Raw genomic sequence first — 21,433 nt, 5'->3', positions numbered from 1 at the left:
TAGCGCGAATGTCTGGAACAGCCACCCCGCTTACAAGGCCAGTTCCAGCCGGGCTGCCGGGCCGGGACCAAAGCGGGCGGAAACCTGCGAAACCTCGATCACCACATCGCCACTTGCGCCATCGTCCTCCATTTCGGCGGCACTGTAGTGCCATTGCGGGTCGCTGACGGTCACGCTTTGAAGAACCTTTTGACCCTGCCGGACCTTTACGAGATAGTTCTCCACCTCTTCGCCGAGCGGAACTTCGGTCGAGGCCCAACTGTCGCCGTCGATCCGCGTGCGGCGAATCCAGGTTATCTGAACTCCGCCACCTGAAGGTGCTGCACGCAGATGCACAGGTGCATAGGGGCGCAGGCCATTGCCATCGAAGGCCAGTTCAAAATGCTGCGACTCGGCGTCGGTGATACTGACATTGGCAGGCGCCAACCGATAGTTGCGCGTCAACCCGCGTGCCGAACTTGGTATCTGCACCTGCAAGAGCGATCGGTCCAGCAGAACGACGACGCTGCCTTCGGGCCAGATTGCGGGCATTGCCCCATCGGTTCCCAATTGGCCGCGCAGCAACATCGAAACCTCATAGGTCCGGTGCGCCACAAGCTCGGCCTTTGCGAATTGCAACACTTCCCACTGCCCGGTTTCCGGATTGCCGATTGCCACGGCATTGGCGCCATTCAGAACCGTCGGCTCCGAACGTGAGCTCAACACGCCCGAGCGCAAGCGCAAACGCAGCCGGCTCGATCTGTCCCAGCGACCCGCAGCCGCCGCCGCCAGCGCAGTCTCGGTAATGCCAACTGTCGCGGGGGCATAGGCCGTCACGTTCGGCGCATAGCCGAAATCAAAATCCGCCGACCAGACCACAACCGGACCACGCCACGGTCGGGCGGACACCGCAAGATAAGGGGCATGCGGCGCATCGTCCTCGGCAAGGAGCGGCAAGTCCATGAACACCGGCATCACCGGAAACTGCGGCGGCACACTGCGCACCTCGGGCGGGTCCTCGGTGTAGACTGCAGGCACATAGACTGCGGCCTCGGTCCTGACGGCATCGACAAGCAGTGCCTCGGCCTGTTCAACCCGGTCGATGCGCCAGCGTTGCCCGGAAAGCTCCACCACATCGCCCGCGCCCAGATGCGCCATCGATCGCGGCAGGGCAAAGCGCGCGGTATCACGACTGATCCGCGACTCTGCCAGCCAACGCTCGGCGATGGCTGCGCCTTCCGACGGGGTCAAGGTCAGCGGCAGGTCTGTCTGCGAAATGCCCATCACGGCGTCGTCGGGGAAGCGCGCCTCGGACTGGCGCATCTCGAAATCGGCCTCGGCGTCGAAATGGCCGACAACCACCTGCCCGACCAGCTCAGCTTCTGACTGCCGGGTAAACTGTACGGGCGCATCAAGTTCCGCCGTTCGGGCAAGGGCCTCGCCATCGATCACCTGATCGCGCGTTCCGCTGCGCATGCGAAACCGCAAAACCCCGTCGCGGTCGATTGCATCGAACCCATGCGATAGCATCAGGCTTTGCAGGGCAGCGCGCGGGGTGCCGATCTGCTCGGCGATATAGCCGCGCACCACGCCATGCAGACCGCTCACATCTATCGTGGTGACACCCGCCCGCTCGCAAAGTTCGGACACCACGGCGGCAAGAGGCTGGCTGCTTGCACGCCCGGTCAGCCAGTGGCCGCGCGCATAGTTGCCACCATCGCTCCAGAGGTCGGCCCGGCCGGGGAATACAGGAAACGGACGCGCGTCCCATGCCCAGGCGTGGGCATGCGCCCAATCGACCATGGGCTTCTCGTAGACCGGCGAGACCGGATTGTTCGCCGCGTCAGTCCAGTAGTCATGCATCGCGATCAGATATTGCATTTGCATGAGGTCGTCTCGGCGGCCATCCGAAAAACGCGGCAAGGTTGATTCCGAGGACTTAGGATCGAGGAACTTGTTAGGCTGGTTCGCCCCCTTGTCGATGGCCGCGCAGCCGTACTCGGTAAACCAGATGGGCTTTGAACGTGTCACCCAGTCAGTTGGCTCGGCTTGCCGGGTTCCATTGATACGATTGTGGTGCAGGTTCGACCACCAGCCGCGAATGTCCTTGTAACGAAACACCCAAGGCTCGCCATGGGCGCCGTCCGTGATGGGCTTGCGGTATTGTGCGGCCGCACCTTCGTCGCTGTCGTAGTACCAGTCGTACCCTTCGCCACCCGCCACATTGGCCTTCAGATATTCGAGGTTGTAGATCGATCCCCACGCGGCATCCTGATGGCGCTCGCCGTCGCGCCAATCGGACAGGGGCATGTAATTGTCGATGCCGATGAAGTCGATGTTTGGATCAGCCCACAGCGGATCGAGATGGAAGTAGACATTCCCATCCTTGTGGTAGCCAAAGTATTCTGACCAGTCCGCAGCATAGGAAATCCGCGTTTGCGGGCCGAGGATGGCGCGCACATCGGTCGCAAGTGCCCGCAGCGCGTTGACCGCCGGAAAGCTGTGCTCGGGGCCCCGGATCTGTGTCAGCGAGACCAGTTCTGACCCGATGCAAAACGCCTCGACCCCCCCTGCCAGCGCGCAGAGATGGGCGTAGTGCAGGATGAAGCGTCGATATCCCCACTCGTCAGACCCCGAGTAGCGGATCGCGTCCCCCTCAACAGAGAAATCGCTAGGCTGGGCAGTCCCGAAAAATGCCTCGACCTCAGCCACGGCCGCGTGGGTGCCGTCGCTGCTGCCCTCACGGCCCGGCGCCTGATCCAGCGTGATCCGCCCACGCCAAGGCAGAACAGGCTGATCGGCTGCACCGGTCCACGGATCGGCTAGCCCGTTGTCGGCCAGTTGCTCCATCAGAATGAAGGGATAGAACATGACGTCCCGACCTGCATCACGCAGCGCCCGGATGCCCTCGATCACCGCGTCATCGGCAGGCGTTCCACCATAAACCGGCGCACCGTCGACCTGCGGAACGGTCTGGGCATAGGGCCGTGAAATACCGCCCGCGCGCCAAGAGAGCCCTTCACCTTCCTCATAGCTCTGCTCAACCTTGGGGCGGATCTGGCAACGCCCCGCGCGCAATTCGTTCCCGAACCACGAAACCACCACCGAGACCGAGCGGCAATTCGGCAGTTCGACCCTCAACTGATCAAGCGAGGCGGCAAAGTCCGTAACACCACGGGCGGAACTGGTGTTCGCGACGCGCTGTTCCGTCCATTGGCCGCCATAATGCACCTTGGTTGTAGCCAGCGCATATTCACTCGTTCCGGGGATCAGGGCGACACCGCGGATCGTTTGCTGAAGATTGGTGACCTTGTCTGCAAGTGCGCCTTGGGCCTCGCGTACCACCTCGAATGAGAACTGCGGGACGCGGTTGCCAAAGCGCCCCAGATCCAGATCCTCGATCACCACATAGGCGATGCCGCGATAGGCGGGCGCCTGATCGACCCCCTCGACAGCCTCGATCTTGGGGTCCGGCAGCTGGCTGTCAGTCCCGGTATAAAGGCGCAGGTTCAGATCACCCGGTGCAATCTCGGCTCCATCGGCCCAGATACGCCCGATGCCGTTGATCTCGCCAATGCAAAGCGCAATGGCGAGGCTGACCGAATAGGAATAGGTCGTCGCCCGCCGCCCCGGTGCACCCTTGCCACCGCTGCTGCTGGTCGCGCTATTCTCAAGAAATCGGGTGGCCCAGATGACCTGGCCCGCAACGCGCATCCGGCCGAAGACTTCGGCCACGGCGCCCCCCTCGGACGCGCCCATCAGGCGAAAGCGTTCCACGCGCCCGATCTCGACCGCCTCGGACCCACCGCCCAGAATCCGCTGGTCGATGGCGCGCCCCAGAGTGGCCCCGATCGCCCGCCCGATCACGGCGCCCGAGAGGCCAAGCACCGTGCCACCAAACCCGGCCCCGATCGCCGCCCCTGCGGCTGACAGCACTAGCGTTGCCATTCAAAAGGCTCCCTTCGGAAATGCAAAACGCGCCGCGATGCGCCGTTCCCACGGCAGCGAAAGCGAGCTCTCGATGACGCCATGCCCAGTGTAGGCATGGATGAAGCGCGCAGGGTTCAGGCTGCTCTGGATGCCAAGGTGCTTGGCAATGGCCCGGTCATTCATCCGAAAGAGCAGCACATCCCCCGGCGCCGATGCACCCACAGGCTTTGGGCAGAGACACCGTAGCGCCGCTGCCAGCAACACCTCTTGCGCCGCAGGCTCGGCCCAGTCCGGGGTATAGGGCGGCACGACTTCAGGTTCAGCACCAATCACCGCGCGCCAGACCCCGCGCACAAGGCCAAGGCAGTCGGTCCCGGCGCCTCTGGTTGAACATTGGTGCTGATAGGGGGTACCTACCCAGGATCGTGCCTCGGCCACGATGCGTTCTTCGGGGGTCATTTCAGCAAACTTCCCCCGTCATTACCGGTACCCGTGGTCGGGTAGGATGTCATCCAGTCTTCGCCGGGGATGTGAGGAAAGCCGCTGAAGTTCATGAAATTGTTGAACTTGTCTCGGCACGTTGAGGCGCGCTTGTCGCAACCTGCCTCAATGCGGATGGTATCCCCTTCCTTCGGGCCGACGGACAACGCCTGCCACAACTCGATCTCGCGCGCGCCACCGCCAAGCCTGCGGTCGGCCTTGATGACGCCGGTCAGACCATGCGCAACGCCGTCCTGCACGATCAGTCGGCCACGTTCAAACCATCGATCGTCAAAATCTCCCAGATCGGCCAAGCGGATAACGCGCGCCTCGGCAATTGACCTGATCACGCGGACCGCCGAATACCCTTCTGCGTTCAACCGGAACCGACACAGAGCATCGCCCAGAACGGCCGAACAGGCGCGCTGGTAAATCCGCCCCTGCGGCTGGTTCAGCGGCTCGGCCAAACCACGCAGTTCGGCATTGAACATTCCCGCCGAGCGGGTGATTTCGCCAATCGTTCCCGCAAAGCGCAGCATACGCTGGTTCACGTTGGCCCAGTTCACCAGCCACACCTTGACTGCGGCCCGATCAAAGCGACCGGCAAGAATGTCATCGTCGGCAATCGCGGCGTCGTTCAGCATGCCCATCGCCTCGGTGTTGTCGACCGACAGCCCGGTGGATTGCTGCAAGACACGCGCCGTCATGCCAGTGTCGGCCCGGAACTCGATGTCATCGAAAGAAAAACTTCGATCATGGTCAGTGAAACCAAGCCGCACTCCATCGCGCCGGATGACCGCCCAGGCATGGCAGACGGTGGTTGACCCTGTCGCGAGATGGCTAAGAAAGGCAGATTTCGACATCAGATGCGCACCTCGACGACGGGCACGTCCGGCACCTCACCCGCCTGGAACGAAGCGATGGAGACAAGGATGCGGTCGGTATCGAAGCGCACCGGCACGTCGAACTCGAACCCGGCATGAATGACGGCACCCTTTGGCGGAGCGCTCTCGAACGTGATCTCGCCCGTGCTGTGGTTCACCTGAAACTCTTGCCCCGGCACCTTCACATCGCGGTCGACGGCGAGCCGGACAGTACCCTCGACCGGTTTGCGGATCGGCCGGACATAGCTTTGCGCGCCTGACCGATAGGTTTTTGTCAACTGAAACCGGGTTGTCTTGCCATCACCGGCCCCGAGGGTCTGGTCAAATGCGGTAATTTCGGCCAGTGCCCCGGCTGACTTCCAGTCGGACCAGTCTTTCCAGCGAAAGCCGTGCAATTGGCCACGCCGCGCCTCGAAAAACGCGACCAGCGCCTCGACATCCTCCAGCGAACGCAGGCCAAGGCCCGCATCATAGTGCCTGCGAGAATGCTCCCACGGGGTGTTGCGCTCTTCATAGCCGTTGACGAGGGCGACGATCTCGGTCTTGCGCTCTGGTCCGCCAACCGAGCCGAAACTCAGGGCAGCCGGGAACCGCACTTCGTGAAAACCCATCTTTCGCTCCTTACCGGTTGCGCTGGCCGCGCGCGATGACGCGGCCGGCCTGCGCCGCGATCTGCGACTGGCTGCGTTGGAACCCCTGCACATCGGGCGTCGAGATATTCATGACGACAGTGACCGGACGGGCGGCACCTGCGGCCTGCACCCCCAACCTGCCGTCGGCACCGCGCGCAAGTGGCATGATCGCTTCGGGGCCCGCCTCACCCATCAGGCCCGTGGCACCCCGCATCGGAAAGCTGACCGGGCTAGAGACAACCCCACCCTGCGCGAACGGGACGACACGACCGGCCGAGAAAGGGCCCCCCTGTGCAAAGGGCATGAAGGCGCTCATCGCCGTGTTCAGACCCTTGGCCAGCACACCGCCCACCGCATCCTGCGCAGGCCTCATCGCCATCGCATAGACCGAACCGATGACCGACTGCATGACAGATCGCAGCGCATCAGACAGGCGCGCGCCATCGAACACCACATCGTCAAAGGCACCCCTCAGCCCGCGCCCGAGGCCCGAGGCGAGTTGATCAACCTCGCGCCCGGTATAGACCATGCTCTCGCGCAGCCGCGACAACTCTCCCTCAAAGGTCGCGGCCACATCCGTCGCGCCAGTAAAGGTCGCCTCAAGCGCTGCGATCTGGTCTTCAAACGTGTCCGTCTCCGCCATGTCCATCCTCGGTATTCATATCTGGATAGGCGCGCGCCAGTTCATTCAGGCGCGCGCGCGTCAGCGGTGGCTGGGCGGCATCAACGCCCAGCATGATCCGCAACTCCATGGGCGTCAGGCGCCAAAAGGCCTCTGGGCCGAGGTGCAGGCCATGAAGCCCTGCCCGCATCAGGCCCGCCCAGTCGAACCTGCGGGGCGCGTTCATGATGCATCTGGCGGGGCAAAGGCGCGGGCTAAAAGCTCGGCCGCAACTCGCGCCGCCCCGACTGCACCACCGGAGACCTCGGCCGCACGCAGTTCAGCCGCGCCGCCTTGCCATCCGCCGCCGCGCAGCCCCGCAACCAGTACCGCCAGCACATCGCGCGCACCGAACCTGCCGCCCTCGAACCGCTCGATCAGGTCGATCAAACCACCTGCATCCAACGCGGCCTCAAGTTCTGCCAGCGCGCCCAGTGTGAGCTTTGCCACATGGCGCTGACCGTCAATGACAACGGCCACCTCTCCGGCCCAGGGGTTCACCATCACAGCGCCGTGAAGGTCAGCGCCCCGGCCGAGGCGAGCGTCAGCTCATAGGTCGCCTCGCCATTGTAGCTTCCGGCGTATTCGATCGAGGTGATCTGGAACGGCCCCTCGACGATCCCGAAGTCGGGTATCACCACCTGAAACTCGGGCATTTCGCCGTCAAAGAAGATCTGCCGCGCCCGCTCATCGGTGTCCGCGTCGCGAAACACGCCCGAGCCCGAGATTGAGGCCGAGCGCATTCCCGCGCCCGCCAGCAACTCGCGCCATCCGCCCGCGCTTTCAAGGCTGGTCACATCGACCGTTTCCGCGTTGAAGCTGATGCGTGAGGCGCGCAGCCCCGCCACCGTCTCGAACTGTCGGCTTCCGTTGATGTCGATCTTGACCAGCAGGTCCTTGCCGCTTTGCACAGCCATGAATTTCTCCGATCTTTTCCATGCGGGGCGCCGAGGGTCAGGCTTCGACGCCAGTGTTCTCGATGGGTTGTTGCTTAGCCCTCGATCCGCGCGGCAAAGCGCAGATCGATCCGCCGCGCCCCGCCCTGATCGACGCGCCGGGCCTGCGCCTTGATGAAGCGCAGGGCCACAAGTCGGCCGCGGCTCAAGATCAACGGGGCATCGACCAGCGCGTCTGAAACGGCGACGGCAATCTCTTTTGCCTGCAGAAAGCCTGAGGCGTCGGAAATCACGCTGACGACAAAGCGGTGCGTCGCACCTGCGCCTGTCGCATCGCCCGCGTTCGTCGCTTCCTCGGGCCCCAGCAGGACGAAACTGCCGCCACCCGCGCCCGGTGGCAGGGCGTCATGCACCGGCACATCGCGCAAATGGTCAACCAGTCGCTGATAGACGGCCTGCTGCAATGCGGCTGCGGAACCGTAGCTCATGCCGGGATCTCCTCTCGGACGTGGCAGGTCAGGTAGCGACACGCAGCATCGGCCTCTACCACCGCGAGAATGGCAAACAGCCGATCTCCCTCGCGGAACCGCTGTCCGGCGCAGGGCCGCGCCGAAGTGCCCTGAGGCGCAGCACGTACCGTGATCCGCATCGCAACGGTCGAAAGCGTCACCTCGACCCCTGCGACCTCGCGCCCGGATCCCGGCCGTACCTCGGCCCAGAGTGTGCCCAGTGAACGCCAGAGGGTCGTGAAACCACCGGCGCCATCGGGTGCCTGCTCGCAGACCTCAAGCACCAGCGCACGGGACAGGTTTGGCGCGATCATGCCGCACCCCCACCCAGAACCCGCACATTGCGCCACCCCTCAATCAGTGTTTGCACCGAAGGCGGGAGCGCCTGCGACGGCCCGTCGTGGCGGTGCTCATAGGCTTGGGCGGCGAGAAGCAGAACGGCCTGTGCAAGATCCGCCGGAACGGCCGACCAGCCCGCGCCGAAACCAGCCTCAAACTCCACTTCGACTTGCCCCTCGGATGGGACCGAGGGCAGAAGGCTGCCCACTGGCACCAGGCGCGGCCGGTGACGGTCGACCCGCAGCCGATAGCGCGCGGACGACACGGCTGTTGCAGTGCCCTGCGCGTCGACCAGCGCAACACCGACAATCGCCGATACCGGCGCGACCGGCAGCGCCTGCCCTGCGGGATCGCGCCAGTCACCCAGTACCAGTTTATAGCGGCGGGTAAGAAGTGCCTTGCCGATCCGCCCCTCGATCGTCGCGATCGCGGCGCGCAGGTGACTCTCCAGCAAGCCATCCTGCAGGGTCTCTGACCCAAAGCCAGTGCCCAATCGCAGGTGATCCTTAAAGGCCTGCAGCGGCAGGGCGGTCGTTGGCACTGTTGTCTGCTCGATCAACATCATTATCGGCTCCCGAAAGGATCGTATCCCCCAGTCAAGGCCGGACGCGCGCGCGACCCGCGCCACTCGGACGGAGGGGGAGGCTAGAAGGCGCAGATCATGCGCGCGTCCGTCAGGTCCGGGCAGGTGGCGCCCGGACCATCCGCTCAGCCCGTCAGGACACTGCGATCTTCAGAAGCTTGATCGCTGCATAGTCGGTGATGTCGCCGCCCACACGCTTGCTGGCGTAGAACAGCACATGCGGTTTGGCCGAGAAGGGATCGCGCAGCACGCGCAGGTCCGGACGCTCGGCGATGGTATAGCCAGCGCCAAAGTCGCCAAACGCGATCGGATAGGCATTGGCCGCGATATCGGGCATGTCCTCGCAGATCAGCACCGGATAGCCCAGAAGCCGTGCGGGCTCACCCGCCGCCAGGCCGTCGGACCACATGAAGCGGCCGTCAGCATCCTTCATCTTGCGCACCGCGCCCGCGGTCTTAGAGTTCATGATGAAGGCGCCATTCGCCCGGTACTCGGCGCCAAGCGCATAGACCAGCGAGATGATGCAGTCAGCCGAATTGGTCGTGGCGAAATCTGCCGTGGCGCCCGTCGGCACATAGCCAAGGCTGCCCCAGGTCCAGGCGTCATTCGCAACCTTTGCCGGCAACAGGATACCCTTGGGTTTATCGATTCCGTCGCCTGAGATGAAAGCCGCCGATTCCGCACGGATGAACCGGGTTGCGATCTTGCCAGCCAGCCAGCCCTCGACGTCAAAGGCACTGTCATCAAGCAGACGCTGGCTGGCCTTTGGCATCGCCGACAGCTCATGCAACTTGATCGAGATCCGCTCGACCGCAGGGGTCGAGGTCTCGGTCTGACTGGCGGTCTCGGTCGACCAACCCGAGCCAACCTCGGTGCGGTCGATCAGCACATCAAACGACGGCCCGTCGACCTGCACCACGTTTGCCAGCGCCCGCAGGCTGGCAGTCGAGACCAGCATCGAACGGATCGTATCCGAGGTGCGGGGGTCGACCAGATAGCCGCCGTCTGCCGCCACGGCCGTCGACATGGCTTTGCCTTCCAGCGACAGCCCGCGCAGCGCATCGTCATCGCCGGTGCGGATATAGGCGTCGAACGCCTTCACATGGGGCACTTCGACCTCGGCGCGGGTCGACAGCGCCGGGCGGCCATGGGTCATCGTCTTGGCATTCAGCATGGTCAGTCGCTCTTCCTGTTGTTGCAACGCAGACTTCACTTCGCCCTGAAAAAGCTTGAACTCATTCAGGAATCCGGCCACAGCGGATTTGACTTCCGCCCACGGATTCTGCCTCTGGTCCTGGGCATCAGGCATATCGCCACCGCCCCGAGCCGTTGTCTCGGTCATCGTCATTCCCCCAAACGGTTTCAGTGAAAGGCCGCCTCAGCGTTCGGCCAAGGTGCGGCGCGCGTCGTCGAAGATCTGCGCCAGTGATCGCCAGGTGTCATCGAGGGCATCCCCCTTCGCCGCCACCCGCGCCTCGGGAAGCATGGGAAAGGTCACCAGCGACACCTCCCACAACTCCAGCTCGGTCAGAAGCCTGCGCCCCCGCCCATCGCGTTCTGATTTCACGGTGCGGTAGCCGATCGACAGACCGTCAATGGCACCAGCCTGCAAAAGCGCCGCCGCCTCGCGCCCCTTTTCGACCTCGGCCAGGATGCGTCCCTTGACCCAAAGGCCCGTCGCATCCTCGCGCACCTCGTCCCAGATGCCGATGGGCTGCGTCGGATCGTGCTGCCACAGCATCTTGACCCTGCGGCCCGCGGCCCTGAGCCGCTCAAGTGATCCGGCATAGGCGCCGCGCACCACCACATCGCCCCCTTGATCGGGCTTTCCGAACAGGCTCGCGTAGCCCTCGATCACCCGACCGTCATGCACGGTCAAAGTGTTCTCTGCTTCTGGCGTCATGGCCATGAACTTGCGCTCTGGCGCGCCAAACCCGCTGATATAGCCCATTGTCTACCTCATCGCCGCTTTCAGCAGCGCCTCAGCCCCCTGCGCCAGCAGAAAGGCCGCGACGCCGTAAACCCCCAGCCAGATGCGTTTTTCCAAGCGCTCCAGCGCGTCATCGATCCGGCCCAGCCGGTATTCCAGCGCGTGCCAGCGCTCTTCGGCCACGCGTTCATTGGCATCGATGCGCGCGTGCGCGGCATCAAAGCTGTCGTAGAGAAAGCGTGATCCACCTTCGCCCGGCTTGGTCATTCGCCCTCCGCCAGCGGGGGCAGACCAAGCAGCGCGCGCTTCTCGGCCTGGGTCAGAAAATCGGCAGCCCCGACGCGCGCCCATTGTTGATCGCGCTCAACCGCCAGTGCGGGCACCTGATCCAGATCCGGACGCAGCTCGACCGCCTCATCCGTGAAATGCTCCAGCCAGTGCGACACAGCTGCCGTCACCTTCGAAACCAGCGGAAGCACCGTCAGCCGGTAGAACGCACGGTTCGCCTCCTGATAGTTGGCATAAGTCGCATCGCCCGGAATACCGATCAGCATCGGCGGCACCCCAAAGGCGATCGCAATCTCGCGCGCGGCGGAAAGTTTCGTCTCGTGGAACTCCATATCGCTGGGGGAAAAACCCATCGGCTTCCAGTCGAGCCCCCCTTCCAGCAGCATCGGCCGCCCGGCATTGCGGGCGCCCTGATGGTTGGCCTCCAGCTCACCCACCAGGCGGTCGTATTGATCGGGCGTCAGCGATCCTGCCCCATCGGCACCACGATAGACGATGGCCCCGGACGGGCGTGCTGCATTGTCCAGCAGCGCCTTCGACCAGGCCGAGGCGCTGGTATGGACATCCACCGCCACAGCCGCCGCCTGCATGGGCGACAAGCCGTAATGGTCGTCCTGCGGGTGGAAACTGCGGATATGGCAGATCGGCGGCATCGGCCCGGTCATGTCAAACCTGTGCTTGCGCCCGCCAACCGTATAGTCATAGGCCACCGGCCAGCCATCCGCGCCGGGCACAAGGCTCATCCGGTCACTGCGAAGTACGTGCAACTCCGCAGGCAAACGACCTCCCCCGGGCACAGCCTCCAGATATCCGTTCCCGCTCAGCAGAAGCTGCGCATAAAGCGCCTCGAACAGATCGGCCCGACCCTGCGCGGGATTGGGCCTGCGGATCAGATCAAGCACCGGATGCGCCTCATAGCGCCGTCCGGCATCCTGCAGGACCAGAGGCAGCGCCGCCGCGGCCTCAGCGATCAGTTTGACCACCCGAAAGCCAACCGGATTCCCCTGAAACCCGTTCTTCACAAGGCTCACCCCGTCGCGCGGGCTCCAGGCGACACGGCCCGAGGTGCCAAATGCCACCACCCGCCCCGTGGCCGAGGCCTTCTGTTCAGGCACCGCCTTTTCGGCGCGCCGCAGAAATTCGAAGATCATCCTGTTCTCCTTGCCTCAGGCAAACCTGTCCCGTGCCGCGCCCGAAGCGCCGCCCAAATCCGGGAAACTCCTGTATTCCTCTTGGCCCAAATACCCTCGCCGAAGGCATCGGGCCGGCAGGCCCGACCCTACAGCCGCCGTACCTGCGGACGCTGCACGGCTTGTGCCGGGTCCACCATCAGCGCAGTCAGCGCCCAGACCAGCGCATCCACCCGGTCGGGCGAGCCACGCCCTTCATAGCCAAGCGCCGTCATCCGGCACATCTGGTCCTCAAGCCGTCCCATCCCGCGCAGATGATGCACCCGGCCCTGCTCGTACAGCGCCGCCACCGGCTCTGCCCGCGCGGACTTGCCGCGACTGGCACGCACCGCCTTGAAGCTCACCAGCGGATCGACCTGACGGATCACCGCCTGCACCAGATCGCCGCCCTGATTGACTTCGGCCACCAGCCGGTCGGCGCCATGGCGCTGCATCGCCTCTATTGCGGCGCGGGCCCAGCCATCAGGCGAGGTGCCCTGCACGCTCGCATCTTCAAGCACATAGGCCCGCCAATCCTGCACCGGTCCATCCGTCACCGCGCCAACGACAACGATTCCGCATTCATCCGACCCGGCATGCCCCGTGACCGGAGGATCAACCGCCACCACGATGCGACTGAGCGTTGGCACTTCGTCGACCCGCCCGCGCTCAAGCATAGCGCTGGTCCAAAGCGCGCCTTCAGCATCCTCCAGCAGCGCTCCATCCAGTTCCTGCAGCCCAAGCCGCGTGCCGCCATAGCGCGCCTTCACCTCTTCAAGGAACGAGGCCGCCAGATGCGCCCGGTTGGCATCGGTCGGGGCATGGGTCACCACGGTCGAGGGGTTGTTCAGAATAGCCTTCAGCACCGCGACATTCCGCGGCGTTGTCGTCACAACCTGCTGCGGGTTTGGTCCCAGACGCAGCGCGAACTGCAACTGGTCCCAGGTTTCCTCGGCCTTCTTCCATTTCGCCAACTCATCGACCCAGGCCGCATCGAACTGCGGACCACGCAGGCTTTCGGGTTCGTGCGCGGAAAACACCTGCGCCACGGCACCATTGGGCCAGACCAGACGCTTCCGGGTCGCCTCCCACACCGGGCGGCGGTCAGGGGGTGAACAGGCGAGGATCCCGCTTTCGCCGAAGATCATCACCTCACGCACCTGATCGATGGTTTCCCCGACCAGCGCCACCCGCCCGGCGCGACCGGGATTCCCCGGCCGCGCGCCCTCAACTTGTGTCCGCACCCATTCTGCACCGGCACGCGTCTTGCCAGCACCCCGACCACCCATGATGACCCAGCTCCGCCAAGCGCCATCGGGCGGCAACTGATGCGGCAGCGCCCAAAACTCGAACAGCCACGGCAGCGCCAGCAGCGCCTCATTGCTCAGCGAGGCCAGAAACTCATCCACCTGGTCCTGCGGCGCGCAGGCAAGCCAGGCGGCGCCCGATCTCAGCCCGGGCTGCGGCGAAGTCCAACTCTCCGGCGCCGCCGCCAGCCCCGGCAACCTGTTTGCGGAGTTTGTCAACTCTGGTCCTTTCATCCATCACCAACTGGAATGCGACACGAAGGTCCTTTGCCGCCTGCACAGCGGCCTTGACCTCTCCCAAGTCTCCTTGCCGCAGCCGTTCCGTTGCCGCGGCCAGTTCCAGAGCCACATCCCTGTAAAGTTCCTCAGACGCCTTCAGCAAAGCCTCAGGCCCGTCGTCCCCACCTTGCGGTTTCATTCCCATCCCGTTGCTGCCTCTCATGCCTCCGCACGAGTGAAACGAAAAAAGCGACGGTCCCAGGTGCCCCCTGGGTCCGTCGCTCATCATTTTCTTCTAGCATGGCCCACCACTACACGCAGCGATGCCAAAAGTCAAATAGTTTATTATTTTCAATATACTAACAGAACGAACGCACAAAGACAGTCCGCGCAACACCCAGAAACGGATCGGGGGGCCAGTGGCCCCCCGTATCTCAGTTCCCGCCGCCTTCAGGGGCGTTTTGCTGTTCGCGCTGCTGCGCCTCTATCTCTCGCCACTTCGCAACATTCTGGTTGTGCTCGGCAAGCGTCTTGGCAAAGACGTGCCCGCCCGTGCCATCCGCAACGAAGTAGAGGTAATCGCTCGACGCAGGATGCAATGTCGCCTCGATCGACAGCCGGCCCGGGTTCGCAATCGGCCCGGGTGGCAGGCCCTCGATCAGATAGGTGTTGTAGGGCGTCGCGCGACGCAGTTCACTGGCGCGCAGACCGCGTCCCAGCACACCCTCGCCCTTGGTGATGCCATAGATCACCGTCGGGTCGGTTTGCAGCTTCATCCCCTCGCGCAACCGGTTGACGAAGACGCTCGCCACCATCGGGCGCTCCGCCGCAATGCCGGTTTCCTTCTCGACAATGGATGCCATGACCATCGCCTCTTCCGGCGTGTCATAGGGCAGACCTTCAGCGCGCAGCGGCCACAACTCTTCGATGATCGCCTTCTGCTTGGCTTGCATCTTGGCCAGCAGCGAGCCGCGATCCTCGTTGGCATCCACATCGTAGGCGTCAGGCGCAAGACTGCCCTCTGCGGGCACCTCGGCAACCTCGCCTGACAGGAAGTCCGCCTGCTTCAGCGCATTGACCACCTGCCAGCTTGTCACGCCCTCGGCCAAGGTAATCTGCCAGCGCAGATCGCCAGCCTCTTTCGCCTCGGTATAGACAGCAGGCACCTCTCCGGCCGGATCGAACTTCACCACTTCGACCAGCGAGTTGGTCGCCGGATCGGTCTCGCGCAAAACGATCTCTGCCTTGGCAACACCAATGCGATAGTTCACCTCACGTCCGCAGGTCGAGGCGCCGCCTGCCGTCAGCAGATCGACGATCTCGGCCATCGATGCGCCTGCAGGCACAAGGTAAGACCCATATTTCAGCCCCTTGGCCTTGCCTGAATAATCCGCACCGATGCGGAATATGCGGGCGTCCGAGATCGCGCCCTTCGCGGCAAGGTTCTGGCTAACCTGACTGAGCGTAGCGCCCCGATCCACCTTGACGCAAACGGCCGCCGACAAAGGTCCGGGGCCCGAGTACTGATGACGCCCCCATGCCAGCAGCCCGGCGGCAGCAATCAGCAGCACGATGAACAGCGTCAACGCGTTCGAGGCGACCGAGCGCCACATCAGCCGCGCACCTTGCCAAGAACAAGGCTTGCGTTGGTGCCCCCGAAGCCAAACGAATTCGACAGCGCCACGTCGATCTTGCGCTTCACGGCCTTGTTCGGGGCCAGATCGAGCTTCGGCTCGATTGCCGGATTATCAAGGTTGATCGTGGGCGGCGCCACCTGATCGCGAATTGCCAGAACGCAGAAGATCGCCTCAACCGCGCCAGCCGCACCCAGCAGGTGGCCGATGCTCGACTTGGTGGAGGACATGGTCGCCTTGGCTGCCGCATCCCCCATCAGACGCTCGACCGCGCCAAGCTCGATCGTGTCCGCCATCGTCGAGGTGCCATGCGCGTTGATGTAATCCACCTGATCGGGCGTGATACCTGCGCGCTTCAAAGCGGCCTGCATGCTGCGATAGCCCCCGTCGCCATCCTCGGATGGAGCAGTAATGTGATAGGCGTCGCCCGACAGGCCATACCCCAGTACCTCGGCATAGATCTTCGCACCGCGCGCCTTGGCGTGTTCGTATTCCTCCAGCACGACAATCCCGGCGCCCTCGCCCATCACGAAACCATCGCGGTCATTGTCATAGGGGCGGCTGGCCTTCTGCGGCTCGTCCGCGCGCTTGGTGGACAGCGCCTTGCAGGCATTGAAGCCCGCAATGCCGATCTCGCTGATCGGGGCCTCTGCGCCACCTGCAACCATCACATCCGCATCGCCCAGCATGATCAACCGCGCCGCATCGCCAATCGCATGCGCACCAGTCGAACAGGCCGTCACAACCGCATGGTTCGGCCCCTTGAAGCCAAAGCGGATGCTGACCTGACCCGAGACCAGGTTGATGAGTGAGCCGGGAATGAAGAAGGGCGAAACCCGCTTGGGGCCCTTTTCCTTGATCAGAACCGCCGTCTCGGCAATCGTGGACAACCCGCCGATGCCCGAACCGATCATGACACCGGTGCGCAGGCGGCTTTCCTCGTCCTCGGGCTCCCAGCCCGCGTCCTTCACGGCCTGCACCGCTGCGGCCATCCCGTAGAGGATGAAGTCGTCGACCTTGCGGCGCTCTTTTGCCTCCATCCAGTCATCCGGGTTGAAGGTACCGTCGCTGCCGTCGCCAAACGGGATCTCGCAGGCGTACTTCGTCACGACATTGGTGGTGTCAAAGCGTGTGATCGGCCCTGCCCCCGACTGGCCGGCGATCAGGCGGCTCCAGGTTTCCTCCACCCCACATGCCAGCGGAGTGACCATGCCCAGACCCGTGACAACTACGCGACGCATCCGTTCTTCCTTCCTGCAACCGCCCCCAAGGGCCAGATAATCCCGAAGCTAGATATACGGTGGGTGCCGCTTAGGCAACAATCCCGGCCACCTTGCCGGCATCCAACCGCCTGAAAAGCAAAAGGCCCCCGAAAACCGGAGGCCCTTCACGATTCCCTCAAGGGAGGGTGCGATCACAACAGGATCACACAGCGCCCGAGATGAACTTGACCGCGTCACCGAAGGTCTGGATGGTTTCGGCAGCGTCGTCCGGGATCTCGATACCGAACTCTTCTTCGAAAGCCATCACCAGCTCGACGGTATCAAGGCTGTCAGCGCCCAGATCGTCGATGAACGAGGCGCTCTCGGTCACCTTGTCCTCTTCGACGCCGAGATGCTCGACGACGATCTTCTTCACGCGATCTGCGATGTCGCTCATGTCACTTCCTCATCGTTGCGGGGTGGCCCCCGGTCTGGTGTCCCTGCCTCGGGTTGGCCCCTCGGCTGTTATGACCCGCCAATGGCAGGGCCCAAAGCCTTTCGACTTCGGTGGTTCCGTTCGCGGCTATAGCAAGCGGACTTTGCCTTGGCAAACGCTTTCCAAAGCCGCGGCCGGCTCAGATCATCGCCATGCCGCCATTCACATGCAGCGTGGTGCCGGTGACATAGCCTGCCTCGGGGCTCGCAAGGTACAGAACGGCTGCAGCGATCTCGCCCGCATCGCCCATCCGGCCCGCCGGCACCTGCGTCAGGATGCGCGCTTTCTGCTCATCGTTCAGCTTGTCGGTCATCGCGGTGGTGATGAAACCGGGAGCCACGCAGTTCACGGTGATTCCCCGGCTCGCCACTTCAGCGGCCAGCGATTTCGACATACCCACCATGCCCGCCTTGGAAGCGGCATAGTTGCCCTGTCCCGGATTGCCCGTGGCTCCGACCACCGAGCTGATGTTCACGATCCGGCCCCAGCGGGCCTTCATCATGCCACGCAAGACACCCCGGCACAGACGGAAGGTAGAGGTCAGGTTCACATCGATGACCGACTGCCATTCATCATCCGACATGCGCATGAACAGGTTGTCGCGCGTGATGCCCGCGTTATTCACCAGCACATCCACCGATCCCATCTTCTCGGCGGCCAGTTTCGGCAGCGCCTCGACGCTTGCCGCATCCGACAGATCGCAGGTCGCCACATGCGCACGCTCGCCCAGTTCGGCCGCCAGCGCCTCAAGCGGAGCAATCCGCGTTCCCGACAGAGTGACCACCGCCCCCGCCTTGTGCAGCGCACGGGCGATCTCGCCCCCGATCCCGCCAGAGGCGCCAGTCACCAGCGCGTTCTTGCCCGTAAGATCAAACATGGCACTTCCTTCTTTCGACAGCCCAAAGGGCCTTCTTCTTTTCAAAAATATCCTCGGGGGGACGGCCGCAGGCCGTGGGGGGCAGACAGCCCCCCTCAACGCTTCAACCCTTCGCAGCCAGTATGTCCTCTGGCGTGCCGATGGCGCGGGTCGAGGCCTCTTTCGCAATGCGCTTGATCATGCCCGACAGCGCCTTGCCCGCCCCGATCTCCCAGAACTCGGTCACGCCAGCCTGTTCCATCCACAAGACGGATTCGCGCCAGCGCACGGACCCCGTCACCTGCGCCACCAGAAGATCACGAATCCGGTCGGCCTCCATCACCGCCTCGGCGCGCACGTTCACGACAACGGGCACCACGGGGTTTTCGATATTCACCGCAGCCAGCGCCTCGGCCATCACATGTGCCGCGGGCTGCATCAGCGCGCAATGGAAAGGCGCGCTCACCGGCAGCAAGAGTGCACGCTTGGCGCCGCGCGCCTTGGCGATCTCCAGCGCGCGCTCCACCGCCGCCTTGTGGCCAGAGACGACGACTTGCGCCGGGTCATTGTCGTTGGCCGCCTGGCAGACCTCGCCCTGCGCCGCCTCGGCGGCAACCTCGGTCGCCGCCTGGAAATCGAGCCCAAGCAGGGCTGCCATCGCACCGACCCCAACCGGCACAGCCTCTTGCATGGCCTGCCCGCGAATGCGCAGCAGCCGCGCCGTATCGTCCAGCTTCAGCGCGCCTGCCGCACAGAGCGCAGAATATTCGCCAAGGCTGTGGCCTGCAACAAAAGAGGCGTTCTCAATTCCCAGCCCCTCGGTCTCGAGTGCCCGCAGCGCGGCGATCGAGGTTGCCATCAGCGCGGGCTGCGCGTTCTGTGTCAGCGTCAACTCGGCGATATCGCCGTCCCAGATCAGCGCCGAAAGCTTTTCGCCAAGCGCCTCATCCACTTCCTCGAACACCGCCCGGGCTGCCGGATAGGCCTCGGCGAGCGCCTTGCCCATGCCGATGGTCTGGGCGCCCTGGCCGGGAAATACGAATGCGCGGGTCATGCTTCCTCCAACGTCGTTTCCATCCGATTAGCCGGAAGTGCCCGGTCGCGCAATCGTCGGGGTGATTCTCACGCCAGGCGCGCCGCGCCAAGCCTGCGCGCAACCCTGACGTGAAAGCATCAATCGCGCGCAAAAAGTTCATGTGCTGGTAAGCCTCTCTGCACATGAAGAAATTGCCACCTTTGCGCCCAAATCCTGCCAGAATTGCAGAACGTGGGGGGTGACGCCCGGAATCCTTTTTCGATATAATTCAATTGTTTATTATCTGTAAACAATCTGCGGAGAAGTTGAGTAATGCCCACTATTGTTGCCGAAAATAGAGATGTCGTTGGTGAGGCATATAACCTCAACCCCTCCCAGTACGAAGGCATCAACTACGATCTGATCGTTCCAGAAGGTGTCACCGTTCGCTCTCAAACATCGAACGCGATTGACTCTTATGAGCCTGAGGGCGCGCATACGATCACGGTCCACGGTACCGTCATCGCAGACGATGACGGCGTCAAACTGCTTGGGGTGCAAGGCACTTCCCATGTCATCATCAGCGCGACGGGGGTCGTAACCGCGGGGCCAAGTACGGCAAATCCAGTGAACCCGCTGAGCAACGCCGTCATCATCGACGGCCTGAACTCCACGGTGGACAATGCCGGCACCCTTTGGGGCTCCAACGCCGGGATCTATATCAGCGCCCCCATGGTCAATTTCGAGACCGGGACCACCTCTATCACCAACAGCGGCAGCATTACCGGCCTCGTATATGGGCTTGAGGTCGCCTACGGCTTCGGCACGGTCGAGATTGAGAATTCCGGCACGATTACCGGCGAAACCGGCATCGGCGGCGGGGGCAGCAAGGATGTGGTCACCAACAGTGGCACCATCAATGGTGCGGTGAACCTTGGCTACAATGACGACTCCTTCATCAACTCCGGTACGCTGAACGGCAGCGTTGATCTGGGCGAAGGGAACGACCTGTTCTCTGACACCTCAGAGACCGTGACCAACCATGATTCCGTCAACGGCGGACTGGGCGATGACACCATTCTCGCCGGCCGCGGGAATGACACCCTGATGGGCGGCGGCGGAAATGACGTGCTGAACGGCGGTACGGGCTTCGACAAGGCGGTATTCAGCGGCAATGACGCGCTGGTTTTGTCGCTGGCCGTTAGCGGCGCACAGGCTGTCAGCGACGGCTATGTCACCCTGACGGATATCGAAGCTCTGGTGGGCGCTGCCGGAAATGACACCCTGACCGGCGATGCCAACGACAACATGCTAGATGGTGGCCTTGGCGACGATGAGCTTTCGGGTGGCGCGGGCAACGACACCTTGGTTGCGAGCGGCGGCAACGATGTCATCTTTGGTGGCAGCGGCGTTGATACCTTTATCTTTTCAGGGGACATTGATCTCATTCTGTCACTGGCCGAATCCGGCGCGCAGACGATCGGAACCGGTTCCATCACGATGGATGGGATCGAGGCTCTGATCGGCGGCAGTGGCAATGACAGCCTGACCGGCGATGCCGAAGCTAACCGGCTTTCCGGCAATCTCGGGGATGATACGCTCTCTGGCGACGCTGGCGACGACACGCTTTCGGGTGGCGCGGGCAACGATAGCATCCTCGGTGGCGACGGAAACGACGTGCTGAATGGCGATGCCGGCGCGGACAGCGTCCTCGGTGGCACCGGCGACGACACCCTTTCGGGCCTCGCCGACAATGACATTTTGCGAGGGGATGCCGGCAACGACCGTGTGCTCGGCGGAAATGGCGATGATCAGCTTGTTGGTGGCGCAGGTAACGACACCCTTCTGGGCGGATACAACCACGACACCCTGCGTGGCGGAAATGGTATAGACCGGCTGGAAGGCGCGTCAGGAAACGATCTGCTGGACGGTGCCGCTGCGGCGGACACCCTCATCGGTGGCACTGGCGCCGATACCCTGATCGGCGGCGGCGGGGCAGACTTCCTCGCAGGTGGTGGTGGCGCCGACACCTTCCGCTTCGTCGCACGCGCGCATGGCGGTGATACGATCAGCGGCTTCAGCGCCACGGTAGACCGGTTAGAGTTCGAAGGCTCGGCCTTTGGCTACGGCTCGGCTACGGGCAAGATTTCCATGGCGGATTGTGCGATGAACACGGCCAAGGATGCCAGCGATCACTGGGTCTATGATCAGGCCTCGCGCACCCTCTATTTCGACGCGGATGGCAATGGCAGCGGCGCAGGCGTCGCCATCGCGACGTTTGAAGGCGGGACCTTCGCCTGGAACCTCTATCTGATCTGATATAGAACCGCGAAGCATATGAACCGGCTCGCTTTGGCGGGCCGGTTTTTTCGTAGAACCAGCGCTACCGCACAGCGGCTGTGCAGGGGCTTGCCTGCCCAAACT

23 protein-coding genes are annotated in these 21,433 nt (G+C 63.5%); 1 reads left to right on the top strand and 22 read right to left on the bottom strand.

The features are described 5' to 3' along the window. Nucleotides 1–30 precede the first annotated feature (30 nt). From FQU74_RS06950 to fabD, 22 genes are all read right to left on the bottom strand, one after another. Nucleotides 31–3,927 (bottom strand): baseplate multidomain protein megatron, encoded by a 3,897-nt coding sequence (locus FQU74_RS06950; protein WP_146285678.1) that lies wholly within the window; start codon nucleotides 3,925–3,927, stop codon nucleotides 31–33. Then, the gene (locus tag FQU74_RS06945) at nucleotides 3,928–4,368 is read right to left on the bottom strand and encodes an NlpC/P60 family protein (RefSeq protein ID WP_146285677.1); all 441 of its coding nucleotides are present in this window, start codon (nucleotides 4,366–4,368) and stop codon (nucleotides 3,928–3,930) included. Continuing rightward, complete coding sequence (locus tag FQU74_RS06940) at nucleotides 4,365–5,252, bottom strand: DUF2163 domain-containing protein (protein WP_146285676.1); 888 nt, start codon at nucleotides 5,250–5,252, stop codon at nucleotides 4,365–4,367. The genes FQU74_RS06945 and FQU74_RS06940 overlap by 4 nt, the downstream gene beginning before the upstream one ends. Next, complete coding sequence (locus tag FQU74_RS06935) at nucleotides 5,252–5,884, bottom strand: DUF2460 domain-containing protein (RefSeq protein ID WP_146285675.1); 633 nt, start codon at nucleotides 5,882–5,884, stop codon at nucleotides 5,252–5,254. The genes FQU74_RS06940 and FQU74_RS06935 overlap by 1 nt, the downstream gene beginning before the upstream one ends. Before the next feature lie 10 nt (nucleotides 5,885–5,894). Beyond that, a complete protein-coding gene (locus tag FQU74_RS06930) occupies nucleotides 5,895–6,548 on the bottom strand; it encodes a phage tail tape measure protein (RefSeq protein WP_146285674.1) in 654 nt (217 codons plus the stop codon). Then, the gene (locus tag FQU74_RS06925) at nucleotides 6,526–6,753 is read right to left on the bottom strand and encodes a rcc01693 family protein (RefSeq protein ID WP_146285673.1); all 228 of its coding nucleotides are present in this window, start codon (nucleotides 6,751–6,753) and stop codon (nucleotides 6,526–6,528) included. Before FQU74_RS06925 ends, FQU74_RS06930 begins: the two co-directional genes overlap by 23 nt. Beyond that, entirely contained in the window at nucleotides 6,750–7,070 is a 321-nt protein-coding gene (locus FQU74_RS06920; protein ID WP_146285672.1) for a gene transfer agent family protein, read from the bottom strand. The genes FQU74_RS06925 and FQU74_RS06920 overlap by 4 nt, the downstream gene beginning before the upstream one ends. Continuing rightward, entirely contained in the window at nucleotides 7,070–7,483 is a 414-nt protein-coding gene (locus FQU74_RS06915; RefSeq protein ID WP_146285671.1) for a phage major tail protein, TP901-1 family, read from the bottom strand. Before FQU74_RS06915 ends, FQU74_RS06920 begins: the two co-directional genes overlap by 1 nt. Nucleotides 7,484–7,557: 74 nt before the next feature. Beyond that, entirely contained in the window at nucleotides 7,558–7,950 is a 393-nt protein-coding gene (locus FQU74_RS06910; protein ID WP_146285670.1) for a DUF3168 domain-containing protein, read from the bottom strand. Beyond that, on the bottom strand, nucleotides 7,947–8,285 hold the full coding sequence (locus FQU74_RS06905; protein WP_146285669.1) for a head-tail adaptor protein: 339 nt from the start codon (nucleotides 8,283–8,285) through the stop codon (nucleotides 7,947–7,949). The genes FQU74_RS06910 and FQU74_RS06905 overlap by 4 nt, the downstream gene beginning before the upstream one ends. After that, complete coding sequence (locus FQU74_RS06900; protein ID WP_146285668.1) at nucleotides 8,282–8,875, bottom strand: head-tail connector protein; 594 nt, start codon at nucleotides 8,873–8,875, stop codon at nucleotides 8,282–8,284. Before FQU74_RS06900 ends, FQU74_RS06905 begins: the two co-directional genes overlap by 4 nt. A 151-nt stretch (nucleotides 8,876–9,026) precedes the next feature. Next, nucleotides 9,027–10,235 carry a phage major capsid protein gene (locus tag FQU74_RS06895; RefSeq protein WP_373288980.1) on the bottom strand — a complete coding sequence of 403 codons (1,209 nt, stop codon included), beginning with the start codon at nucleotides 10,233–10,235 and terminating at the stop codon, nucleotides 9,027–9,029. Nucleotides 10,236–10,271: 36 nt separating this feature from the next. Further along, on the bottom strand, nucleotides 10,272–10,844 hold the full coding sequence (locus tag FQU74_RS06890) for an HK97 family phage prohead protease (RefSeq protein ID WP_146285666.1): 573 nt from the start codon (nucleotides 10,842–10,844) through the stop codon (nucleotides 10,272–10,274). A 3-nt stretch (nucleotides 10,845–10,847) separates the two neighbouring features. Then, the gene (locus tag FQU74_RS06885) at nucleotides 10,848–11,090 is read right to left on the bottom strand and encodes a GTA head formation protein, RCAP_rcc01685 family (RefSeq protein WP_146285665.1); all 243 of its coding nucleotides are present in this window, start codon (nucleotides 11,088–11,090) and stop codon (nucleotides 10,848–10,850) included. Further along, nucleotides 11,087–12,262 carry a phage portal protein gene (locus tag FQU74_RS06880; protein WP_146285664.1) on the bottom strand — a complete coding sequence of 392 codons (1,176 nt, stop codon included), beginning with the start codon at nucleotides 12,260–12,262 and terminating at the stop codon, nucleotides 11,087–11,089. The genes FQU74_RS06885 and FQU74_RS06880 overlap by 4 nt, the downstream gene beginning before the upstream one ends. A 128-nt stretch (nucleotides 12,263–12,390) precedes the next feature. After that, nucleotides 12,391–13,689 carry a DNA-packaging protein gene (locus FQU74_RS06875; RefSeq protein WP_146285663.1) on the bottom strand — a complete coding sequence of 433 codons (1,299 nt, stop codon included), beginning with the start codon at nucleotides 13,687–13,689 and terminating at the stop codon, nucleotides 12,391–12,393. After that, nucleotides 13,682–14,005: a hypothetical protein gene (locus tag FQU74_RS19590; RefSeq protein WP_229704305.1), complete on the bottom strand. Its 324-nt coding sequence runs from the start codon at nucleotides 14,003–14,005 to the stop codon at nucleotides 13,682–13,684. The genes FQU74_RS06875 and FQU74_RS19590 overlap by 8 nt, the downstream gene beginning before the upstream one ends. 235 nt (nucleotides 14,006–14,240) lie before the next feature. Beyond that, nucleotides 14,241–15,419 carry an endolytic transglycosylase MltG gene (gene mltG, locus FQU74_RS06865; RefSeq protein WP_146285661.1) on the bottom strand — a complete coding sequence of 393 codons (1,179 nt, stop codon included), beginning with the start codon at nucleotides 15,417–15,419 and terminating at the stop codon, nucleotides 14,241–14,243. After that, nucleotides 15,419–16,681: a beta-ketoacyl-ACP synthase II gene (gene fabF, locus FQU74_RS06860; RefSeq protein ID WP_146285660.1), complete on the bottom strand. Its 1,263-nt coding sequence runs from the start codon at nucleotides 16,679–16,681 to the stop codon at nucleotides 15,419–15,421. Before fabF ends, mltG begins: the two co-directional genes overlap by 1 nt. Nucleotides 16,682–16,865: 184 nt before the next feature. After that, nucleotides 16,866–17,099: an acyl carrier protein gene (locus tag FQU74_RS06855; RefSeq protein WP_146285659.1), complete on the bottom strand. Its 234-nt coding sequence runs from the start codon at nucleotides 17,097–17,099 to the stop codon at nucleotides 16,866–16,868. A 178-nt stretch (nucleotides 17,100–17,277) separates the two neighbouring features. Beyond that, nucleotides 17,278–18,015 carry a 3-oxoacyl-ACP reductase FabG gene (gene fabG / locus FQU74_RS06850; RefSeq protein ID WP_146285658.1) on the bottom strand — a complete coding sequence of 246 codons (738 nt, stop codon included), beginning with the start codon at nucleotides 18,013–18,015 and terminating at the stop codon, nucleotides 17,278–17,280. Between the two features lie 103 nt (nucleotides 18,016–18,118). Continuing rightward, on the bottom strand, nucleotides 18,119–19,048 hold the full coding sequence (gene fabD, locus FQU74_RS06845) for an ACP S-malonyltransferase (RefSeq protein WP_146285657.1): 930 nt from the start codon (nucleotides 19,046–19,048) through the stop codon (nucleotides 18,119–18,121). A 294-nt stretch (nucleotides 19,049–19,342) separates the two neighbouring features. On the opposite strand from fabD, the gene FQU74_RS06840 reads away from it, so the two are divergent. Beyond that, a complete protein-coding gene (locus FQU74_RS06840) occupies nucleotides 19,343–21,328 on the top strand; it encodes a calcium-binding protein (protein WP_146285656.1) in 1,986 nt (661 codons plus the stop codon). Nucleotides 21,329–21,433: the final 105 nt, after the last annotated feature.

It is taken from the genome of Gemmobacter aquaticus, from assembly GCF_007859075.1.
Taxonomy (GTDB): domain Bacteria; phylum Pseudomonadota; class Alphaproteobacteria; order Rhodobacterales; family Rhodobacteraceae; genus Gemmobacter; species Gemmobacter aquaticus.
This window is presented reverse-complemented; position numbering and strand designations above follow the sequence as displayed.